Source organism: Psychrobacillus sp. FJAT-21963 (assembly GCF_001420585.1).
Taxonomy (GTDB): domain Bacteria; phylum Bacillota; class Bacilli; order Bacillales_A; family Planococcaceae; genus Psychrobacillus.
This window is the reverse complement of sequence record NZ_LJIY01000009.1, coordinates 197,067-216,374: the sequence shown is the minus strand read 5'-3', so window position 1 is coordinate 216,374 and position 19,308 is coordinate 197,067. Positions and strand designations below refer to the sequence as shown.

General features: G+C 34.0%; 18 protein-coding genes. 2 read left to right on the top strand and 16 right to left on the bottom strand.

All coding sequences use genetic code 11. From position 1 onward, the window contains the following. The 11 genes from AN959_RS17650 to AN959_RS17605 all read right to left on the bottom strand — a co-directional run. On the bottom strand, window positions 1–310 hold a 310-nt coding region (locus AN959_RS17650), incomplete at its 3' end, for an oligosaccharide flippase family protein (protein ID WP_156350830.1). Then, window positions 297–1,304, bottom strand: a complete 1,008-nt coding sequence (locus tag AN959_RS17645; RefSeq protein WP_216598647.1) for a glycosyltransferase — start codon at window positions 1,302–1,304, stop codon at window positions 297–299. The genes AN959_RS17650 and AN959_RS17645, both read right to left, overlap by 14 nt. A 109-nt stretch (window positions 1,305–1,413) precedes the next feature. Continuing rightward, window positions 1,414–2,829 (bottom strand): O-antigen ligase, encoded by a 1,416-nt coding sequence (locus AN959_RS17640; protein WP_056832715.1) that lies wholly within the window; start codon window positions 2,827–2,829, stop codon window positions 1,414–1,416. Continuing rightward, a complete protein-coding gene (locus AN959_RS17635; RefSeq protein WP_056832713.1) occupies window positions 2,819–3,856 on the bottom strand; it encodes a glycosyltransferase in 1,038 nt (345 codons plus the stop codon). Before AN959_RS17635 ends, AN959_RS17640 begins: the two co-directional genes overlap by 11 nt. 48 nt (window positions 3,857–3,904) lie before the next feature. After that, window positions 3,905–4,603, bottom strand: coding sequence for a CpsD/CapB family tyrosine-protein kinase (locus tag AN959_RS17630; protein WP_056832712.1), 699 nt, complete (start codon window positions 4,601–4,603; stop codon window positions 3,905–3,907). A gap of 4 nt (window positions 4,604–4,607) precedes the next feature. Continuing rightward, entirely contained in the window at window positions 4,608–5,516 is a 909-nt protein-coding gene (locus AN959_RS17625; protein WP_082461080.1) for a Wzz/FepE/Etk N-terminal domain-containing protein, read from the bottom strand. Window positions 5,517–5,582: 66 nt separating this feature from the next. Further along, on the bottom strand, window positions 5,583–6,326 hold the full coding sequence (locus AN959_RS17620; protein WP_056832710.1) for a tyrosine-protein phosphatase: 744 nt from the start codon (window positions 6,324–6,326) through the stop codon (window positions 5,583–5,585). Between the two features lie 109 nt (window positions 6,327–6,435). Continuing rightward, window positions 6,436–7,080, bottom strand: a complete 645-nt coding sequence (locus tag AN959_RS17615; protein ID WP_056832707.1) for a sugar transferase — start codon at window positions 7,078–7,080, stop codon at window positions 6,436–6,438. A gap of 202 nt (window positions 7,081–7,282) precedes the next feature. Continuing rightward, entirely contained in the window at window positions 7,283–7,417 is a 135-nt protein-coding gene (locus AN959_RS21920) for a hypothetical protein (RefSeq protein WP_256363936.1), read from the bottom strand. Window positions 7,418–7,714: 297 nt separating this feature from the next. After that, on the bottom strand, window positions 7,715–8,170 hold the full coding sequence (locus AN959_RS17610; RefSeq protein WP_056832706.1) for an SRPBCC domain-containing protein: 456 nt from the start codon (window positions 8,168–8,170) through the stop codon (window positions 7,715–7,717). 18 nt (window positions 8,171–8,188) lie between these two features. Then, complete coding sequence (locus tag AN959_RS17605) at window positions 8,189–8,668, bottom strand: MgtC/SapB family protein (protein ID WP_216598646.1); 480 nt, start codon at window positions 8,666–8,668, stop codon at window positions 8,189–8,191. A gap of 362 nt (window positions 8,669–9,030) precedes the next feature. Between AN959_RS17605 and AN959_RS17600 the strand changes: the two genes are divergently transcribed. Continuing rightward, window positions 9,031–12,066, top strand: a complete 3,036-nt coding sequence (locus tag AN959_RS17600; protein WP_056832704.1) for an efflux RND transporter permease subunit — start codon at window positions 9,031–9,033, stop codon at window positions 12,064–12,066. A gap of 75 nt (window positions 12,067–12,141) precedes the next feature. Here AN959_RS17600 and AN959_RS17595 read toward each other — a convergent pair whose 3' ends face one another. The 5 genes from AN959_RS17595 to sstT form a co-directional block, all read right to left on the bottom strand. After that, window positions 12,142–12,351: a hypothetical protein gene (locus tag AN959_RS17595; RefSeq protein WP_053588459.1), complete on the bottom strand. Its 210-nt coding sequence runs from the start codon at window positions 12,349–12,351 to the stop codon at window positions 12,142–12,144. 199 nt (window positions 12,352–12,550) lie between these two features. Continuing rightward, entirely contained in the window at window positions 12,551–12,772 is a 222-nt protein-coding gene (locus AN959_RS17590) for a gamma-type small acid-soluble spore protein (RefSeq protein WP_056832703.1), read from the bottom strand. A gap of 169 nt (window positions 12,773–12,941) precedes the next feature. Continuing rightward, entirely contained in the window at window positions 12,942–14,066 is a 1,125-nt protein-coding gene (locus tag AN959_RS17585; protein ID WP_056832701.1) for an NADH-dependent flavin oxidoreductase, read from the bottom strand. Window positions 14,067–14,283: 217 nt separating this feature from the next. After that, window positions 14,284–15,462, bottom strand: a complete 1,179-nt coding sequence (locus AN959_RS17580; RefSeq protein WP_056832699.1) for a NupC/NupG family nucleoside CNT transporter — start codon at window positions 15,460–15,462, stop codon at window positions 14,284–14,286. A 242-nt stretch (window positions 15,463–15,704) separates the two neighbouring features. Continuing rightward, a complete protein-coding gene (sstT, locus tag AN959_RS17575) occupies window positions 15,705–16,946 on the bottom strand; it encodes a serine/threonine transporter SstT (RefSeq protein ID WP_056832697.1) in 1,242 nt (413 codons plus the stop codon). A 581-nt stretch (window positions 16,947–17,527) separates the two neighbouring features. On the opposite strand from sstT, the gene AN959_RS17570 reads away from it, so the two are divergent. Then, window positions 17,528–18,985 (top strand): polysaccharide deacetylase family protein, encoded by a 1,458-nt coding sequence (locus tag AN959_RS17570; RefSeq protein WP_056832694.1) that lies wholly within the window; start codon window positions 17,528–17,530, stop codon window positions 18,983–18,985. Window positions 18,986–19,308 lie beyond the last annotated feature (323 nt).

The following is a 19,308-nucleotide window of genomic DNA, read 5'->3' as shown; positions in this document are numbered from 1 at the left end:
GAGCACTTATAAATAATATAATATACAACAAGATAGAAATAATTAAATTAAAATGAAATACTGTAGAATAGTCCTCTTGACTCACATCTTGATCCCGTATTAATGCTTGAGTAAAACCACAGTCAACGAGGGAATTTGAAATTGCTATTAAAACTAGAATCATCCCTATAATTCCAAAGTATTCTGGTAACAAAAGCCTTGCTAATACTATTTGAATAATAAATTGAATTCCATAGTTTGCTAATAATTCAGTGAAACTCCAAAACAAGCCCTTTAAAGTTTTACTTTTTAAAGAACTATTTTGTTCCATTTTTTTGCCTCTCCTTCATATTTAAAAATAGTAGCACTCTATATATATATGGTTTCAAACGTGCTAGACTAACATAAATATTAGGGAAAAAACATCTGGCGTATATCTTTAATTTTTGCTTCATACTTAATCCATCTATATACATTTTATATTTGGAATTTTTTATTGCATTAATATTACCTTTTAATAGCTGTATTTCAAATTCCTTTTTTAAGATAGTATTTTCTATAGCCTTTTCATATTTAAACCTTGTAAAATTATTAAAGTCTTTTAATAATGCAATGTCTCCACCATTAATATTAATCATCTTTCCCTTATAATTTTCACCTTTACTTTTTCTACTTGACCAGGAACCTTTCACTCCGATTCGATATACAGCCATATATTTATCCATATAATAGGCATATCCCTTGCTTGCAAGAATTAACTGCATTGGATAATCCCCTACATGAGCACGCATATAAAAGTCAGGTGGATCTTCCATTAATTTTTTCCGGTATAGCAATGATCCAGTTGGACAGAATCCTCCTCCTGAAATAAAATCTTCTATTGGACATATTTTGTTTATAGTATAAGGTCTAATTTTCATACCAGTTGGCTTTTTTGGAGCTTGTATAATTTTAGCAGCATGAAAACATATACTGCACTCTTGGTGACTCTCCATATAATCAACTTGTTCTTGTAATTTATATGGATCAATCCAATAATCATCACCTTCACACTCCGCAATATACTTCCCACGACTTTGATTGATAAGTCGTTGAGAATTCAACCGAGCACCAACATTATGACTAGAAGTTATCAATCTGATTTTCTCAGGATATAATCTTGCATATTCCTCAACTATTTGTTTTGTATTATCTGTACTACAATCCTCACCAATAAGAATTTCATAGTTAAAATCTGTTACCTGCATTAAGAAACTCTCTATAGCATCAGCAATATACTTTTCATGGTTATAAGTTGTACAATTGATACTTACTAGTACATTCACAATTTCAATCACTCTCCTTATTAAAACGAGATGGGTGGATTTTTAAAAAGAAATAAGTTTTTTATATACCATGAAAAATGAATTAGAATTATTCCATCCCCTTTAATGGTTACTGATTTTTTACACTAACATTATCATGTTTGTTCTTCTTCAAAAGGTTGTTCGGCAAATCAAACTCATGTATGTTTTTTATTGCGAAAAGTAATAAAAGGAAAAAACTTTCGTTAGACATTGCATTCAACGACATATAACTAATTCCCATACAAATTATTGGTACCAAACTAATAAAACTATTATTTAAAAATCTTCTTTTAGAATTTCCATATTTAAATAGTACTACTACAAACATAGTAAAAATAAGGAATCCAACTATCCCCCATACTACTAATATCTCTAAAATAATATTATGAGCCTCAAGTTGTATTGCCCCAGATCTTAGGTAATATTCTTGAATTCCCAATCCAAAAATCATATCTTTTGTATTAGCTATTAATAATTGAATATATTGTTCAGCAAGTACATTCCGGTTACTTGTAAGACCTGAAGGATCATTTGTGAAATCTGTAAACCTTGAAAAGAGTAAATTTAATATAGATGCAAATTCTTCAATATAGAATAAAGAAAATAGAACAAAAATAATGGATATACAGAAAACGAAAAATACTATTTTTTTGTATCTCTTTATTTCAAATAAAATCTTAAGAATTAATAGCGCTGACAATAGTACGACTACCAATAAAAACATTCTTGATAAGCTTAAGACTCCAAATGAAACAAAAAAAACAAATAATAATGAATATAGGAACAGAAGAAATTTATTCGACTTTTGATTTACTAGGTATAACATGATAAACATAGCAATTATTATATACATGGAAAAATAATTAGGATCCCCTGCTCCACCCTTAAACCTAATGGTCGTATTGTTAGTCATTAAAGTACCGTATTTTCCATAAAAATCTAAAATTCCAAAAAGGATTGAAATAATTACACCAGTGATAAAATATTTTATTACAGTTTTATGATTATACGTTTTCAGTGAATTAATAAAATATAAAGAAACATATAAGACCGCAGTACTCCAGCTAATGAGCAACATAATTGATTTCAAATCGTAATAAAAAATGTGACACCATTCATAAACAATAAAAGTTCCGACAATAATCAAGTAACTTTTATTTATAGGTTTCTTATAATAAAAAATGACTACTTTAACTAAGGCCAATCCCATCAACATATTTAATAACGGTACTGGTGAACCTGGAATAGGGATGAACATTATAGCTAAATTTGGAATTAAAAATATTAATAATGCAAAAGTATTGTCAGGTGACTGTAATAAGATACGAATTGCCAGATAAACTCCAAGGGCATAAACTAAGAAATTTATGTTCAATAATTTATCACCTAAAATACAAAGCCCCGTGAGATATAAGTCTATTGAGCTTAAATTGGTTCGGGAAGCTTTCTTTCTATTGTTGCTAGATTTAGTGCCTATATAATTTTTTTGAATATCAAGTAACACTTGAATACTCCATTTTTAATTGATTTTTGTAATCTTCCATATTAACTATTTTATGAGCTTTTATAGAAGCACCTAAGGCCATCTCATTGTATTTTTCATCTGACTTCAAAAGACTTATTATCCCTTTGACGAATTCTCTCTCTTCTTTACATATAATCCCACAAGAGCTGTCAACAACACTTTCTAATCCTTCTAGTTTTGGTACTATTATAGGTTTTCCTAATGACAATGCTTCAATTGCAACCATAGGTAATCCTTCAGATTTCGATGTCATCACTAGCACTTTTGAATTTTTTAATATTGGATAAGGATTATTCATAAACCCTATTAATTCAATATTCTTTCCTAACCCTTTTTCTCTAATTAATTCTCTACATTCCTTTTCCATGCTCCCTTCTCCCATCATTACTACTTTCATATTTGGGAGTTCAACCACTGTTTGTGAAATTACATCAATAAATCCAAGCGGATTTTTAACATCTTCGAATCTACCAATGAATGCTATGTCATAGCTTTTATTCGTTGGTTTAGAAGCCTGTTTCTCTATTAATTTTGTATCAACAATATTTTTTAATATTATTGATTTTTTATTGAATATAGAAGACAAAAATGTAGATTCTTTAATTGCTGGAGTTACTACTATTATTTTTTTGGTTTTAATACATGCTAAAAAAAATAGAATCGAGTATTTGTTTACACTTTTCAACCACATAGGATGTTGATGGATATGCGATATCACCGGAATATTAAAACCCGCAATTAAACTTTTAACCGTTGCAGTAAAATCATGTGCATGAATAATCTCAGGTTCCCATTCTTTGATTACTTTTCTTATTTGCATAATAGATAATTTGTTCATTGGTAGATAAAGAATATTTCTACTATTAACTATTTTTTCTATACTTCCACTAGGAGATGCATACGCAAAATCATATGATTCAGATAGATTACTAATGATACACATTGCAACATTTTCAGCACCAGCTAATCCATCCGTGCTTAAAATATGTAGAATCCTTCTTTTCATCATTTTCTCCTTTCAATAAACAATAAAAGAAAAGAAATACACATTTTATCATTCTACTTCTCCGTAATATTCATAATAGTAATGACTCTTATCAAGTTTAAAGTTGTTAAGAATCGTCCCAATAATATTTGCATTCGAGGCTTGAAGTGCTTCCTTAGCTTTTACAACATTACGTTTATCCGTTGCCCCTGAGCTAATGACAAGAATAGTGCCATCACATTTATTGGATAGAATTTGTGCATCTGCAACCGAAAGGACTGGAGGAGCGTCGAAGATAACAATGTCATATTTTGATTTCATTTCTTCAATGAATATGTCCATTGAAGTCGATCCAAGGAGTTCAGCAGGATTTGAAGGTATTGGTCCGCATGTAACTATGTTTAATCCTACGATTCCAGAATTTTTAACAATATTTTCAAATTTCCAATGACTCATAAGTCGGTTTGTTAAACCTGGTGAGATTAATGTATTAAATGTGTAATGGACAGTCGGTTTCCTCAAATCTGCATCGACGAGAAGCACCTTCTTACCTTCTTGTGCAAAAGAGATGGCTACGTTTGCTGCTACCGTTGACTTGCCCTCCCCAACAGAAGCCGAAGTGAATAGAAGTGTACCCATTTCCTCACCCTTCATCGCGAATTTAATGTTCGCACGGAGAGTTCGAAATTGTTCCGAAACGATTGATTTAGGATCAGTGATTGTTACAAGTTTCCGCACAGTTGGTATCCGCTTTTTCTTTTTAAACATCCTTCTATCTCCTCGGCTTTCTACGACTCCTGCGTTCCTCTATTATTTTTGATTCTTTTGTTACTCTCGGTTCCTTTGATATTCTCGGTTCCTTTGTTATTTTCGGTTCCTCTGTTATTTTCGATTCTTTTGTTATTTTCGGTTCCTCTGTTATTTTCGATTCCTCTGTTATTTTTGGTTCCTCTGTTATTTTCGATTCCTTTGTTATTTTCGGTTCCCTTGTTATTTTCGATTCCTTTTGAGGAATCGGGCTAATGAGACCAAGAATTGGTAACTCTAATAATTCATCAACATCCTGCTCTGTTTTTACGGTGGTATCTAAATATTCAATTAGGAATGTAATTCCGACTCCTAGCATTAATCCAATAATAGCTGCAATTGCCATATTGAGAATTGGTTTGGGAAAAACAGGATTTATATTCTTTGTATTGATTGCAGGTGATAAGATGTTCACATTATCGACGTTCATTAGTGTTCGAATTTCTTCTTGAAACACTTCTGCGGTCATATTGGCTATATCTACAGCTTTATTCATATCTGGATCTTGAACAGTCACGTTAATTACTTGCGAGTTTTGTTCACTGCTCACTTTAATTTTTTTATTTAGTAATTCTGGAGTGGTACTTAAATCTAGATTATCGACTACTTTTGATAAAATAACTGGGCTTTTAATAATGACATAATATGTGTTAATCAGTTGAAGATTCGTTTCTATATCCAGAGTGTTAAATTGATTTTGCTCTATTTCCTTCTGATTAATTAGAATTTGAGTTGAAGCTTCGTAAATCGGAGTTAAAAAGAAGTAGCTAACTACCCCCGTAATCATCACTGCTAAAACGAATGTACTAATAATGAGCACAAGCCGTTTCTTCATTATTTTGAATAACTCTTGTAGACTAATCTTTTCTTCCATAAGAGCCGAGCCCCCTTTTATTCCTCCAATCGATAGCATCCTCCACTATTTCATAAATCACGTATTTTATTTGAAACTGATGGGTAGCATCGGTTGAAAATCAGTACCTAATATGACATGCTTTGCATTTTCGTTAAAGTAAGTTACTTGATTTTCAGAGAACTTTTTTCGTACATATTGATACGCATCATTCAATAAAAAAGGCCGTTTTACATAATGATGTGCATCCGAAGAAATAAAATGAACTAAATTATGTTTCAATAAATCAATTGTGTACTTTTTCAAATTTCTACCTTGTACACCTATCAAAGTAGAAGCAGTTATTTGAACTAGAGAACCTTTATTCACCAAATCATAAAGTTTTTGCTTGTCTTTTCTGAGTACAGTATTTCTTTCTGGATGAACAATGATTGGGGTATATCCCCTCAATTGTATTTTATAAAGGGTTTCAAAAGTTGAAACAGGAAAATGATTTCTAGGTAGTTCTATTAATAGATATTTCCCACTATCAGCTAGTGTTAATAGATCTTTCTCTAAATCTTCAAGAATGCTATTGTAAAAATAAACTTCTTGCCCAGAAAAGATTTCCACAGGGATATCCTTTTGAGAAAGCTCCATGTTTAAATTGTTTACTGCCTTTTTTACTATTGAAGGAGAGTTTATATATTTTCCATTATGATGATGAGGAGTGGCAATAATATGTGTTATTCCATTATCAACTGCATTTGAAGCTAGTAATATCGCCTCTTCAATGGACTTTGGTCCATCATCTAGTCCTGGTAAAATATGATTATGAATATCTACTAGCAATCGATTTCACTCCTTCGATAATAATCATGCATTCTAAATTATAGATTTTTTCATTTGAAATATTCCTACTATTTTACATACTTTGTAGATATACATTTCTTTCGAATAATTAAAATGCACCCTTTCCGGTAATTACAAGTTTTACCGTCTGAATAATTATCTTCAAATCTAGTAGAAATGAGTAGTTTTTTACATAGTACAAATCGTAAGCTATTTTTTCCCCATGCGTAATCGTAGACCTTCCATTAACTTGTGCGTACCCCGTAATTCCAGGCCTTACTTGTAAACGCTTCTTTTGCTCCTCGGAATAATGATTTGTAATTTCGATTATTTCTGGTCTAGGTCCAACAAAGCTCATATCTCCATTTAACACATTCCATAATTGAGGAATTTCATCTATGCTATATTTCCGGTATATTTCACCAACTTTTGTAACGTTGAGATGTTTTGGCTTTTCAAAAAAAAAGTCTTTAGGAACATTACCCTGCCATTCATATTGATGACTTTTCGACTCCAGTGTCGTCGATTCCATCGTTCGAAACTTCAAAATCGTAAAAGGAGTATTATACAAACCAGCTCGAGTTTGCGTAAAAAAAATTGGCCTTCCGGAAAATATGAATAGTATAATAGAGAATAAAAGAATTAATGGAATACAGATTAATAGGAGCGAGCTACTACCTACAACATCTGCTATCCTTTTGCCAATACGTTGATACAAGAAACGCTTTGAATTCACAACATCATATCTTTTCATTCTCTAAATCACTATCTCCTTTAAAATTCGTAAAAGGCGGGCTACTAAAAAAGTATATTCTTGTTATCTTCTTATTGAGGAAACTCGACTATGTAAAACTTTACTACTAGACTCTACTAGTTCATATTGCATGGTGTGGTAATCCCAAATTGTGAGTGCGTCTAAAAAAAATGGTCTACCGGAAAATAATAGAAGGATAAAATCAAAATAAGAATAAAAAGGAAATGAAAATGATAAGTAATGCCATACTAACTATGATGACTGCGTTTCTTTTACCTATACGGTTATATCGGGATTGGTTTGAATGATACAACGCTACGTCTTTATTGCTCTCCAATCGCAGCCTCCTATAGGATATGTTAGCTAGAACATAGTAAAAAGTATATTCAAACTACCTACTAAAAAAGAACTAATAGAATGAAACAATGAGAGGTTTTTTACATAAAAAAATAAGCCTTCCCAAGGGTTTAGCATCAGGACTGCTTATGAATATTATTTTTCAGTATTATATTGTACCTTTGTTGTTACCCTTTATTCATTCCGAATAAGCCAATATAGCTAATAAGTTGAAACTAAAAGTAATAACAAAAAAGCCTAACAGAATAATCTGTAAGCTTTTTTGTTAGGTTATGAATTAAACGTTTATCGGTAGGGTATGGCCTGTCTCAAGTAAACTTTTCAGATTGCTAAGTATTGCTGGCCATCCATTGTTGATTCCGTAGAAGTTCTCATTTTCTTCTTGTATATCTGAAGACAATAACTCCTCATGCTTGAGTGATAATTTTACGATGGAATCCATTTGACGCAGTCTAAATGTAACAATAGGTGAAACTTTACGATCTGTTTTATCTTGTACCCATTCAAATGTATAAGAAAGTAGTTTATTTGGTTCATAAGTTAAGACTTGTCCTTTATCCACTATATTTCCTGATTGGTCCAGGAAAACTACTGTTGATCCTTCTGCCCATTCAGATTGAATCTTATGACCAAACCAGTATTGTTTTGTGTATTCTCCATTAGTCAATGACTCCCAAAGCTTTTCAGGTGTGGCAGCAATGTAGGTTACATATTCAAAAGTTATATTATTCATTTAAACCCTCCTTATTAATTACTCTTCCCCATCACTATCCTGCTCATCTTTTCTTGGTGGTAGGATACCCATCTTCTCTACATATTTAGGTAAATTCATTGCAATGAAAATTAAAATAACCGTAATAATAGCTAAATCATATGCACCGTAACCTATAGTCAATCCTACACAAGCAGTTATCCATAGATTAGCTGCAGTAGTAAGTCCACGTTTTACGTTATCCTTATCTACCCATATTACGCCTGCACCAAGAAATCCAATCCCACTAATTACTTGAGCAGCTAAACGCATAGGATCCATGTATGGTCCTTGATTTAAAGTAGATAGACTCATTGCTAATGTGGATCCCAAACATACTAGTATATGGGTTCTAATGCCTGCAGGTTTATTTTTAATCGCTCTTTCTAACCCAATTAACAACCCTAAAAACGTTGCCACTAATAATCGAATGTATAAGTCATAATGTGAATTGAATAAGGATGTAACAAAGTTCATCATTCATTAACTCCCCCTTAATCATTTTTTTATAATCATACAGATGTTTTCATTATTTTAAAAGTGAATTATCAACTAGTTAAATGTGAGAGGAGACCAAGAACAATTAGGCTGGTCTTTTTTTAATTCCCATTATCCTCTAGGGCTGAGGTCTTAGATAAATATAATTCTAAGGAACAATGTGGAACATTTTTCTATTTTCTACAATAAAGAAGCAAGAAAAAGATGGAAAGAAGGGAGTTATTCGTTTTTGCATTAATCTTTTGTAAATTTTTTTAAGATATCAACCAATCCATTTTTTTATTTTGTATTTATGTTAGCATTTTATTGGCACAAATTTGTAATTTTCAGGAGGAATTATTTCTATGTCGTTATTTACTAAATGGGCTTTTAGTAACAAAGCAGCTGTATCTGTAATTACCATCTTAATATTAATTATTGGTGTTGTTAGTTACTTTAGATTACCTATGGAATTTTTACCCTCTGCTGATAATCCGCAAGTTACGATTATCACAATGGGGCAAGGAACTGACTCCAAAACAATGGAATCAGAGGTAACCTCTCCAATTGAAAGAGCAGTTACAGGATTGAATGGAAAAACATCGGTTTTTTCAAGAACTGGAGACGGCTATTCGAAAGTAGATCTAGTTTACGAGTCTGGCTATGATATGAAACAAGCAAAACTGGATGTACAAGATGCTCTAAGTAATGTGAATTTACCACCTACTATATCTAAGCCAATCATTTCACAACTAAATACATCCATGATTCCAATCGTTAACATCGCAGTCACCTTTGATGAAGGAATGACTACAGAAAATATGGAGTTTGCTCGTAATGAGCTCCAAGCAAGATATCAAGATATTAAAGGGGTTTCAAGTGTCGAAATCTATGGACTAACAGATTCTGTTATTTCCGTTAAGATTGATGATGAAAAAATGGCTGAAAATCAAGTCTCCCTACAAGCAGTTATGGGTATTCTAAATGGTCAAAACACTGCTGTAGCTGTTGGCGAAAAAAATATTGATGGAAAAACAAGCAATATTAAGGTTATCGGTGATTTAACAAGCATTGAAAAACTGAAAGGATTAACTGTTGCTCCTGATGTAACACTTGGGGAAATTGCAACGATTGAAGAAACAAGAGATTCTAATTTTGTTAGCCATTTCAATGGTAAGGACAGTTTAGATATAAGCATCACAAAAGATAGTCAATCCAATGCAGTAACAATTAGTAAAGAAGTTGCAAAAGTTACAAAAGAAATCAATGAAAAGTATAAGCAGCAGGATTCCACTATTTATATTTCTTCTGCTGATTTAGTAGAAAATTCCGTTCATACAATGATAAAAGAAGTTCTTCTTGGTGCACTATTTGCAACGATTGTCATTATGCTTTTTTTACGTAATATTCGTTCTACTTTTATTACAATTGTATCGATTCCCTTATCACTGTGCTTCACACTATTCCTACTGTCGATGTCAGGAGTGACATTGAACATTTTAACACTTGGCGGAGTAGCTGTTGCAGTTGGTCGTTTAGTTGATGACAGTATAGTTGTAATCGAAAATATATTCCGTAAAATGCAGACGGAGAAATTCTCCGTGAAGATGGTTATTGATGCTACGAAGCAAGTGGGAGTTGCAATTACCGCTTCTACATTAACAACAGTTGCCGTTTTCTTACCTATGAGCTTATTGAATGGTGGACTTCAGGAATTCCTACTACCATTCGCATTAACTGTTACTTATTCGTTGCTTGCATCTTTAATCGTTGCATTGACTGTTGTTCCATTAATGAGTGCGGGATTATTAAAGAATGCAAAGATTCCAGAACATAAAGCCGCTGTTCGTTTTCCAAAAGTAGTGACATGGTCTTTGAATCATAAATGGATTGTCTTTACAATTTCGATCCTACTGTTTGTTGGTTCCATCGGAGCTTACTTTGTGATTCCGAAAGGTGCAGTTGACAACTCTTCGGCAGATTATGTTGTGGCTACACTGAGCTATCCGAATGATACACCTATTGATGAAGTGAAGGAAAATACGTTCGAACTTGAATCCTCTATTCTAGAGATGGATGAAGTACAATATGTCTTTGCACAAGTAGGTTCTCCAGCGGAAGCAGCACAATATGGCTGGGTTGGATCGCCGACTGAAGCATCCTTCAGCATTTTATTGGAAGATAAAAAGGATACGGATGCCGTTGTAAAAGAAATGGAAAAGAAAAAAGATCAATACACTGATGCTAAATTAGAAGTAAATACAGCCTCCTTTATGATGGGCGGAGGAAGCACGAATATCACTATCGATGTTGTTGGTGAAAATATTACTGACCTTGAAAAAGTCGCAACAACAATAAAAGAAAAAGTACAAAATATAGATGGCGTTGAAGAAGTTACAACCAACCAAGATGAAAAGAAAACCGTATACTCCCTTGTTGTAGATCCAACGAAAGGAAATACAGCACAAGTTGCACAACAATTAGGTGTCATGTTAAATAAAACACCGATTGGTACGATAAATTTAGATGACAAGCAAAAACCTGTATTTTTAGAGCCTGTCCTAGATGCAGAGACACCGGAAGACTTAGAGAACATACAAGTCATGACTGAAACCGGCCTAGTACCTGTATCTGATATTGCTACATTACAAAGTGAAGAACGCTCAACGAGCCAGTTCCATAAAGATGGAGATGCTTACCTTCGTGTGACAGCATCCGTTGATCCTACAAAATTATCAGAGATATCAAGTGCAGTTAGCTTAGAGATATTTGGGGATAAAGAGAACAAAAAAGGTATAGACATTCCAGAAAATGTCGAGGTTCTAATTGGAGGAGCAAGTAGTCAGCAGTCCGAAGACTTTACAGACTTATTCCTTATCATGCTTGTTTCCATTGGAATTGTATTTCTAATTATGGTTATGACATTTAAGTCAATCAAAGCACCAATTGCAATTCTTTGCTCGCTTCCGCTTGCTGCAATTGGAGCAATTTTAGGAATTCTCATTAGCCGGATTCCAGTAGACATTACAGCACTTTTAGGAGCATTAATGCTAATAGGTATCGTAGTAACAAATGCGATAGTGCTTTTAGATCGCGTAAAACAAAATGAACAAAAAATGATTATTCGTGATGCCCTTGTTGAAGCAACTGCTACAAGAATGAGACCAATCTTTATGACTGCAATCGCAACAATCTGTGCAATGCTTCCATTATTAATGAAACAAGCAGAAACAGGAAGCTTAGTATCGCAAAGTCTAGCAATTGTTGTAATTGGAGGATTAGCAATGGCTACTCTACTTACACTCATTATAATCCCATGTATATATGAATTACTTTACTTTAGAAAATCGAAGAAACAACGTGTTAGTCAAGCTGCTGAGCAAGATACTGCAATAGAATAAAACTAAGAAACCAGACCATAGCTTAAATTGCTGTAGTCTGGTTTTTCAGATTAAACTGTTCAATATCATCATAAATTAACGCGAAGGTCTTGCTTCTTGGCAATTTGGACATTTTTTTTGATTACTACCTTTAAATTTCGTAAAAGTCTTTTCAAAATTATTTCCGCACGAACATTTAAATAGTAGTTTTTGCGAGTATCCTACATATTCAGTTGAAAGTAATACGCTTTCTGAGTTCTTTGTTACATAATCACGTATACCTTCTATCGTCCATTTTTTATTCATCATGACACCTCCGTTCGATTTTAATCAATGGAAGAAGTTTTAGATATATTACTCTTAACTCATGGCTTCCTTATGTACATAGATTCCAATTATACCATCACTTGGACTAGCTTGTCTTAAGCTCAAATATTCCATTTATTTATGTCGTTATGCATAATTTAAAAAACGATGGGAGCATTGAGCTCCCATCATTTCTTAATTAATATTTATTATTTTTTCTTTGAGCTTGTGCTTTCTGGTTTGCTTGAGCGTTTTGTTGTTTTACTTCTTGTGCATTTGTTTGAGCTTCTTGAGAAATTCCAAATTCAGATCCAAATTCAGCTTGAGAAGCGTTTTGATTTGCTTGCGCATTTTGTTGTTTTACTTTTTGAGCATTTGTTTGACTTTCAAGTGGAAGATTGTTTTTATTGTTGTTTGCCATTTTTCTTCACCTCCATAAAAATTATCTTTGCCAAAACAGAGGTTATTATTAATAGCAAATGTTGGAGTATTGGATTTAGTTTTTTAAAGACAATTTAAGCCATACTATTTTACAGAGAAAAAAACGATGAAGGAACTCATCAATTGTGAGTTCCTTCATCGAAAGTAATTTATTCAACTACTGGCAACCAACCTTTTACATTCACAAGTTTCTGCCATAATGGATCTGGAATTACTAATTTTTCCTGATCACGTCTAGATAATGTTGTACGGATTTGTTCTACTTGTCCAGCCTTAACTTTTTCTATCCATTTTGGCTCCATTAGTAATTCACGACCTAAAGCAATTAAAGGGACTCCAGTTTCTAACGCTTCCACTACATCATCTGGTGTATGTAATGAACCTACACCGACTATTGGAACACGACTCCCAACTACTTCATGAATTTTAGTAATCCTAGACTGAGTTTTATCTTTCTCACGGAAAGACCCATTCCAAAATGTGTTTACAGAAATATGTAAATAATCGAGGGATTGTTCCGCTAATTTATCTACAAACTGAATAGTATCTTCTAATGTAATCCCAGGATTTGTACCTTCTTCAGGTGAGATACGATAACCAACAACAAACGGTGCCTTTGCATGTTTAGCGACAGCTTGCTTTACAGCATCTACGATAGCCAACGGGAAATTCATGCGCTTTTCAAGCGATCCACCCCATTGATCATCTCGACGATTGGAATGTGGTGAGAAAAATTGCTGTAGTAGATACGTATTAGCACCATGAATCTCTACTCCATCAAAACCAGCTTCAATCGCTCGTCTTGTCGCCTCACCGAAAGCTTTAATCGTATTCTGTATTTCTTCTTCGGACATTTCTCTAGGGACAGGTGCACCTTCTCTTTCCGCTGCAACAGCACTTGCCGATACAGGCTGCTGATCTGGCAATAAGTCTGTTGGAGATTGTCTACCACCGTGGTAAATTTGGATAATCGCTTTCGTTCCATTTGATTGAATGGTTTCAGCTAATCTCTTCAAGCTTGGTATGAAAGAGTCATCGTCAATACTAAACTGCCCCGGAAACCCTTTTCCATCCTTACTAACATAAGAACATGCTGTTATAAATGTCCCAACACCGCCAGTACGCTCTTTGTAATAAGCAAGCTCTGCTTCAGATACTTCCCCGTTATCGTGAGATGAATAATTGGTCATTGGTGCGACCATAATACGATTCTTTACTTCTACCCCTGAAGGAAAGGTAAAGGTTTGAAAGATTTTTTCATATTTCGTATTCATATATAGTCCTCCCTCAATTTTTATATATTCAATTATTACCATACACTTTTCATTCTATAATGTCTTGAGATAGGATTCTGTACTGCCTGCCTAAAACCTCATCCATAAATTGCATGGTTTAAAAGAAAAAGCAGCTATTAACAATTTGAATGTTAATAACTGCTTCTATAGACTTTTTCAGTGCCCTCGCAACGACTAAAGGTTCTTCTTTTTTTGCTTATAGGATAAAGCTTACAATTACTGCTGATAAAACGCTTACTAACGTTGCACCGTATAATAGTTTCAAGCCGAATCGTGCTACTACGTTACCTTGTTTTTCATGTAGACCTTTTACAGCACCTGAAATGATTCCAATGGAAGAAAAGTTTGCAAAAGAAACAAGGAAAACCGAAATAATTCCGATGGAGCGTTCACTCAGTTTTGACGCTAATTCACCTAAGGAAAGCATCGCTACAAATTCATTTGTAACTAGTTTGGTAGCCATAATACCGCCAGCTGTAACTGATTCTGAAACGGGTATACCCATTAAAATCGCTACTGGAGCAAAGACATATCCAATAATTTCTTGGAATGTGACTCCAAATATCATATCAAATACGCTATTTACTCCTGCCATTAGTGCAACGAATCCTAGTAACATCGCAGCAACCACGATTGCAACCTTGAATCCATCCATTATATATTCGCCCAGCATTTCGAAGAAGCTTTGTTTTTCTGTTTGCACAACAAGGAGATCTTCTTCTTCAGTTACAGTGTAAGGATTAATAATGGAAGCAATGATGAATCCTCCAAACAAATTAATCACGATTGCCGTTACGACATATCTCGGTTCAATCATCGTCATATAAGCACCGACAATAGACATCGATACAGTAGACATTGCTGACGCAGATAATGTATATAGACGTTGAGGGGATAATTGTCCAAGCTGTTTTTTCACAGTAATAAATACTTCAGATTGTCCAACAATAGCGGATGCTACTCCGTTGTAAGATTCTAATTTACCCATGCCGTTTACTTTACTGATTGCCCAACCAATCCATTTCATAATGAAAGGAAGAACTTTAATATGTTGCAGAATTCCGATCAGAGCAGATATGAATACGATAGGAAGTAAAGCAGTTAAGAAGAAAGGAGCTTGTCCTTCATTCGCAATGCCAGCAAATACAAAATTGATTCCTTCATTAGCGAAAGCTAATAATTTTGTAAACACGGCTGCGATTCCCTCAATAATAATCAATCCAAATTTGGTATTCAGTAATATAAAAGTTAAAATTAACTGTATAATAATCATCTGGATAATTGGTCTAATTTTTACTTCTTTCCGATTGTTACTTGCAACCCAGGCAAGACCCAGCACAACAATTAAGCCTACGATTGAGATAAAATAATTCATTGAATGCCTCCACAAAGTTGTAATATTAAAAGGTTGAACGTCTGACCATTCAAACTTACTTAATAAGTATACAGTTTTAACTTATCATGTCCAAGGAAACTATTCCCTCTTGCGTTTTTTGTCTATCAATCTCACTATATCGATAGATAAAAAGCCACGATCTCCGAATCATCTTCGGTAATCGTGGCTTTTAACCTTCATAAATCGCAGTCTATTTATTCTTTTTACTATTTGCCTATTTTCTAAGATTTCGCAGGTACTACTTTACCTTGTTTAACTTCTTTACGTTCTTTAGCATGTTCAGCTGTAGCTGTGAACAGTACATCAGAAGATGAATTTAGTGCAGTTTCACAAGAATCTTGAATAACACCGATGATAAAACCAACACCAACAACTTGCATTGCAATATCAGCAGGAACTCCAAATAAACTACATGCTAGTGGAATTAGTAACAGTGATCCACCTGCAACCCCCGATGCACCTGCTGCAGAAACAGCTGCTAAAACAGTAAGCATAAGCGCAGTCACAAAATCAACCTCAATACCTAGTGTATTTACTGTTGCAAGAGTTAGCACAGCGATTGTAACGGCTGCACCAGCCATATTAATAGTTGCACCTAGAGGGATTGATACACCATAAGTATCCTCATCTAAGCCAAGTTTTTCACATAATTTCATATTTACTGGAATATTTGCAGCTGAACTACGTGTAAAGAATGCATAAATACCACTTTCTCTTAAAACCATAAAAACAAGTGGATAAGGATTTTTTCGCGTATAGATGAATACGATTAATGGATTCACTACAAGCGCGATAAACAACATACATCCAACTAAAATTACTATTAATCTACCATATTCAAGTAAAGCAGAAAGACCACTTGTTACAATTGCATCAAAAACAAGCCCCATAATACCAAGCGGTGCTAAACTAATCACCCATTGTACTACTTTAGTGATTGCATCCGAAAAATTTCCTAACATGTCTTTCGTATTTTGATTTGCACTTTTTAATGCAATCCCAAGAACGATAGCCCACATTAATATACCTAGATAGTTAGCATTTATGATTGCATCAATCGGATTGGCAACTAAGTTAAATAATAATGTTTCTAAAACTTCAAGAATACCCTCTGGTGGAGTAACGCCCTCTGCTCCTGTTGTCAGTGTTAGCGTAGTCGGGAATATAAAGCTTGCAACTACAGCGACAGCTCCAGCTAGGAATGTACCAAGAGCATAAAGAACAAGAATCGATTTCATATTCGTTTTCTTACCCTTTTTATGTACGGCAATCGCATGCATCACTATGAATAACACTAATATTGGCGCAACCGCCTTTAATGCACCGACAAATAAAGAACCAAAAATGGAAACCCAACTTGCAGCCTTAGGAAGGGTTAAAGCTAATATAAGTCCGACAATAATACCCAAAACAATCCTTTTTACGAGGCTCACTTGATTCCATTTAACAACTAAACTTTTCATTTTCCTATCCCCCTTAATTTTCTTAAATCTCCCATGATATAAACGTACAGCCACTTCTGCAAGCTAAGATAATAAATACTTATATAAACTTTAAGTAGACTGATAGTTTATTTTAACACAAATTTTCGGAATTGTGAGATGGTTTTTTATGTTAATAAACTTTTTGAAATTTCTTATGAAACTCTTCCTATGTTAACCCAGTAGTCCCTCTTACAATTCTATTTCATTGCTATTTCAGCAGGAACAAAATTAATTCGCTATGTTTCAAGTACCATTTTAGCGATACCATACTTGCCCATTGGGTAGAAATGGATTACTAAACTCCTCGTCACGGACTAACCAAAGCAAATATTGTTACCAGATTTACATCTACTTTCACTTTAATAAAGTTAGTTATCAGTAAAAAATCTGCAAGACTACGTTATTGAAATGTTGTAATGATTAAGAAAACTGGACATTACTTTTCTAAAAGTTATTTTTATAGCAAACTTTTTTATCAATCCAGGAGTCTAATAGTATGATACGTATTCACGAAACGTAATCAGAATTACAGATAATGAAAGAAAGGAGAATCCCAGTTTATGACCAAATCCCGTAACAAACATCGTGGACCTTGGATTGATGTTGCCTGTATCGGTTTAATTGCTCTACTGAGTATAAGCCTCATCTTCCTAAGTTACTCAACAAAGAGCAATGCAAAACAAACCACCAACAACAAAAATGCCCCTGAAATAACAAAAGAAGAATCGGCTTTTCCTGGAATACTTATTAAGACGGAGGTATCAAATGACGAATATTCTCCTTACTCAATACAATATCCACAAAGCAAAGTAGAATCATTTAATGTACAGATTAAAAAATACATAGATGAACAACTTGATACTTATTTAATCGCCATGCAAGAAAATAAACGAATTGGTAGTAAGACTCCCGGAGAATTGAACATCGCGTTTGAAACATTTCCACATACATCAGGGTCTTATTCTTTTGTAATGATTACAGGAACGTACTTAGGGGCTGCTAATGGTTATACAAATTTTAAAACGATTCATTTCAACACAGAGTCTGAAGAAATTATAAAGGTTGATGATTTATTTGGACATGACGAATCTAAACTTGCAAAACTTTCATCATTAGTACGAGATAGCATTAAAAATGACCCAAGCTTGAAAGATAGAGTGCTAGAAGAAGAAATGATGCTAGCTACCGAACCGAAGTGGAGTAACTTTGAGAAGTTTGCGTTAATAGACGATACACTTGTTATATATTTTGATGAGTATGAAATAGCTAGTGGTGCAGCAGGTGCACCGATTATTGCTGTCCCACTTGCCGAGCTAACAGAACAACTAGTTGCACCTTATAAACTCGATAACTCAGTTGAATTATTACCGAAACCGCCTGTTGAAGAAGGTTCTGAGGATATTGAAGAAGATAACAATAGCAGTGAGACTGAAACTCAAGTTGACGTACAAATAGGAAATGCAAAAACGAAGCAAGTAGCCCTAACTTTTGATGACGGGCCAGATCCAAAAGTCACTCCTAAAATTCTCGCAACTTTAGCAAAGTACGATGCTAAAGCAACATTCTTTATGCTTGGGAGCAGAGTAGAATTCTATCCAGAAATCGCGAGCGATGTGTTGGAAGCTGGCCATGAGCTAGGCAACCACACTTGGACTCATGCAAACTTAACGAATATGTCATCGGATGCTATCACGGAGGAAGTATTAAGAACAAACAACATCATCGAACAAGCCACTGGCCAAGCACCTACTGTTTTTCGTCCACCCTACGGTGCTTTTAATGATGACATGTTGAACATTATGAGCTTACCAGTTATTTTATGGGATGTTGATACGCTTGATTGGAAACACCGTGATGCCTCTCAATTATTAGCATCTGTAAAAAGTAGTGTTCATGACGGAAGCACCGTTTTAATGCACGATATTCATTTATCTACTGCCCAAGGGTTAGAAAATGTGCTCGCATTTTTGACCAGTGAAGGGTATACATTTGTAACTGTTTCAGAACTTGATGAGTGATAGAAAAAGTGACTTGAAAGCAAGGCTTTCGGGTCACTCTTTTATGTTTGTAGTTCAGATGAACATTAACTCCTAAATTGCAATTGCATCCTGCAAACGACGACCTGGATCCTCGCTTGAGATTTCAGCCTTAATTTTATTTCAATATCTAAATCGATGAAATTATAACTTTCTATCATATCCAAAAACACTGGAACTAGTTCTTTGTTTTCTACATGCAAATGATTAATTGTTCTTACTAAATAATCAATATTGTTGTTTAACTGGTAAACTCACACAGGTATTGAGATACTGACATCACGCTCTTTTATTAAACAACAGAT

Bases quoted from the DNA above. Each gene is read 5' to 3' on its own strand.
- AN959_RS17635 (WP_056832713.1), bottom strand. From the start codon at position 3,856: ATGAAAAGAAGGATTCTACATATTTTAAGCACGGATGGATTAGCTGGT.
- AN959_RS17630 (WP_056832712.1), bottom strand. From the start codon at position 4,603: ATGTTTAAAAAGAAAAAGCGGATACCAACTGTGCGGAAACTTGTAACA.
- AN959_RS17625 (WP_082461080.1), bottom strand. From the start codon at position 5,516: ATGGAAGAAAAGATTAGTCTACAAGAGTTATTCAAAATAATGAAGAAA.
- AN959_RS17615 (WP_056832707.1), bottom strand. From the start codon at position 7,080: ATGAAAAGATATGATGTTGTGAATTCAAAGCGTTTCTTGTATCAACGT.
- AN959_RS17610 (WP_056832706.1), bottom strand. From the start codon at position 8,170: ATGAATAATATAACTTTTGAATATGTAACCTACATTGCTGCCACACCT.
- AN959_RS17605 (WP_216598646.1), bottom strand. From the start codon at position 8,668: ATGATGAACTTTGTTACATCCTTATTCAATTCACATTATGACTTATAC.
- AN959_RS17600 (WP_056832704.1), top strand. From the start codon at position 9,031: ATGTCGTTATTTACTAAATGGGCTTTTAGTAACAAAGCAGCTGTATCT.
- AN959_RS17595 (WP_053588459.1), bottom strand. From the start codon at position 12,351: ATGAATAAAAAATGGACGATAGAAGGTATACGTGATTATGTAACAAAG.
- AN959_RS17590 (WP_056832703.1), bottom strand. From the start codon at position 12,772: ATGGCAAACAACAATAAAAACAATCTTCCACTTGAAAGTCAAACAAAT.
- AN959_RS17585 (WP_056832701.1), bottom strand. From the start codon at position 14,066: ATGAATACGAAATATGAAAAAATCTTTCAAACCTTTACCTTTCCTTCA.
- AN959_RS17580 (WP_056832699.1), bottom strand. From the start codon at position 15,462: ATGAATTATTTTATCTCAATCGTAGGCTTAATTGTTGTGCTGGGTCTT.
- sstT (WP_056832697.1), bottom strand. From the start codon at position 16,946: ATGAAAAGTTTAGTTGTTAAATGGAATCAAGTGAGCCTCGTAAAAAGG.
- AN959_RS17570 (WP_056832694.1), top strand. From the start codon at position 17,528: ATGACCAAATCCCGTAACAAACATCGTGGACCTTGGATTGATGTTGCC.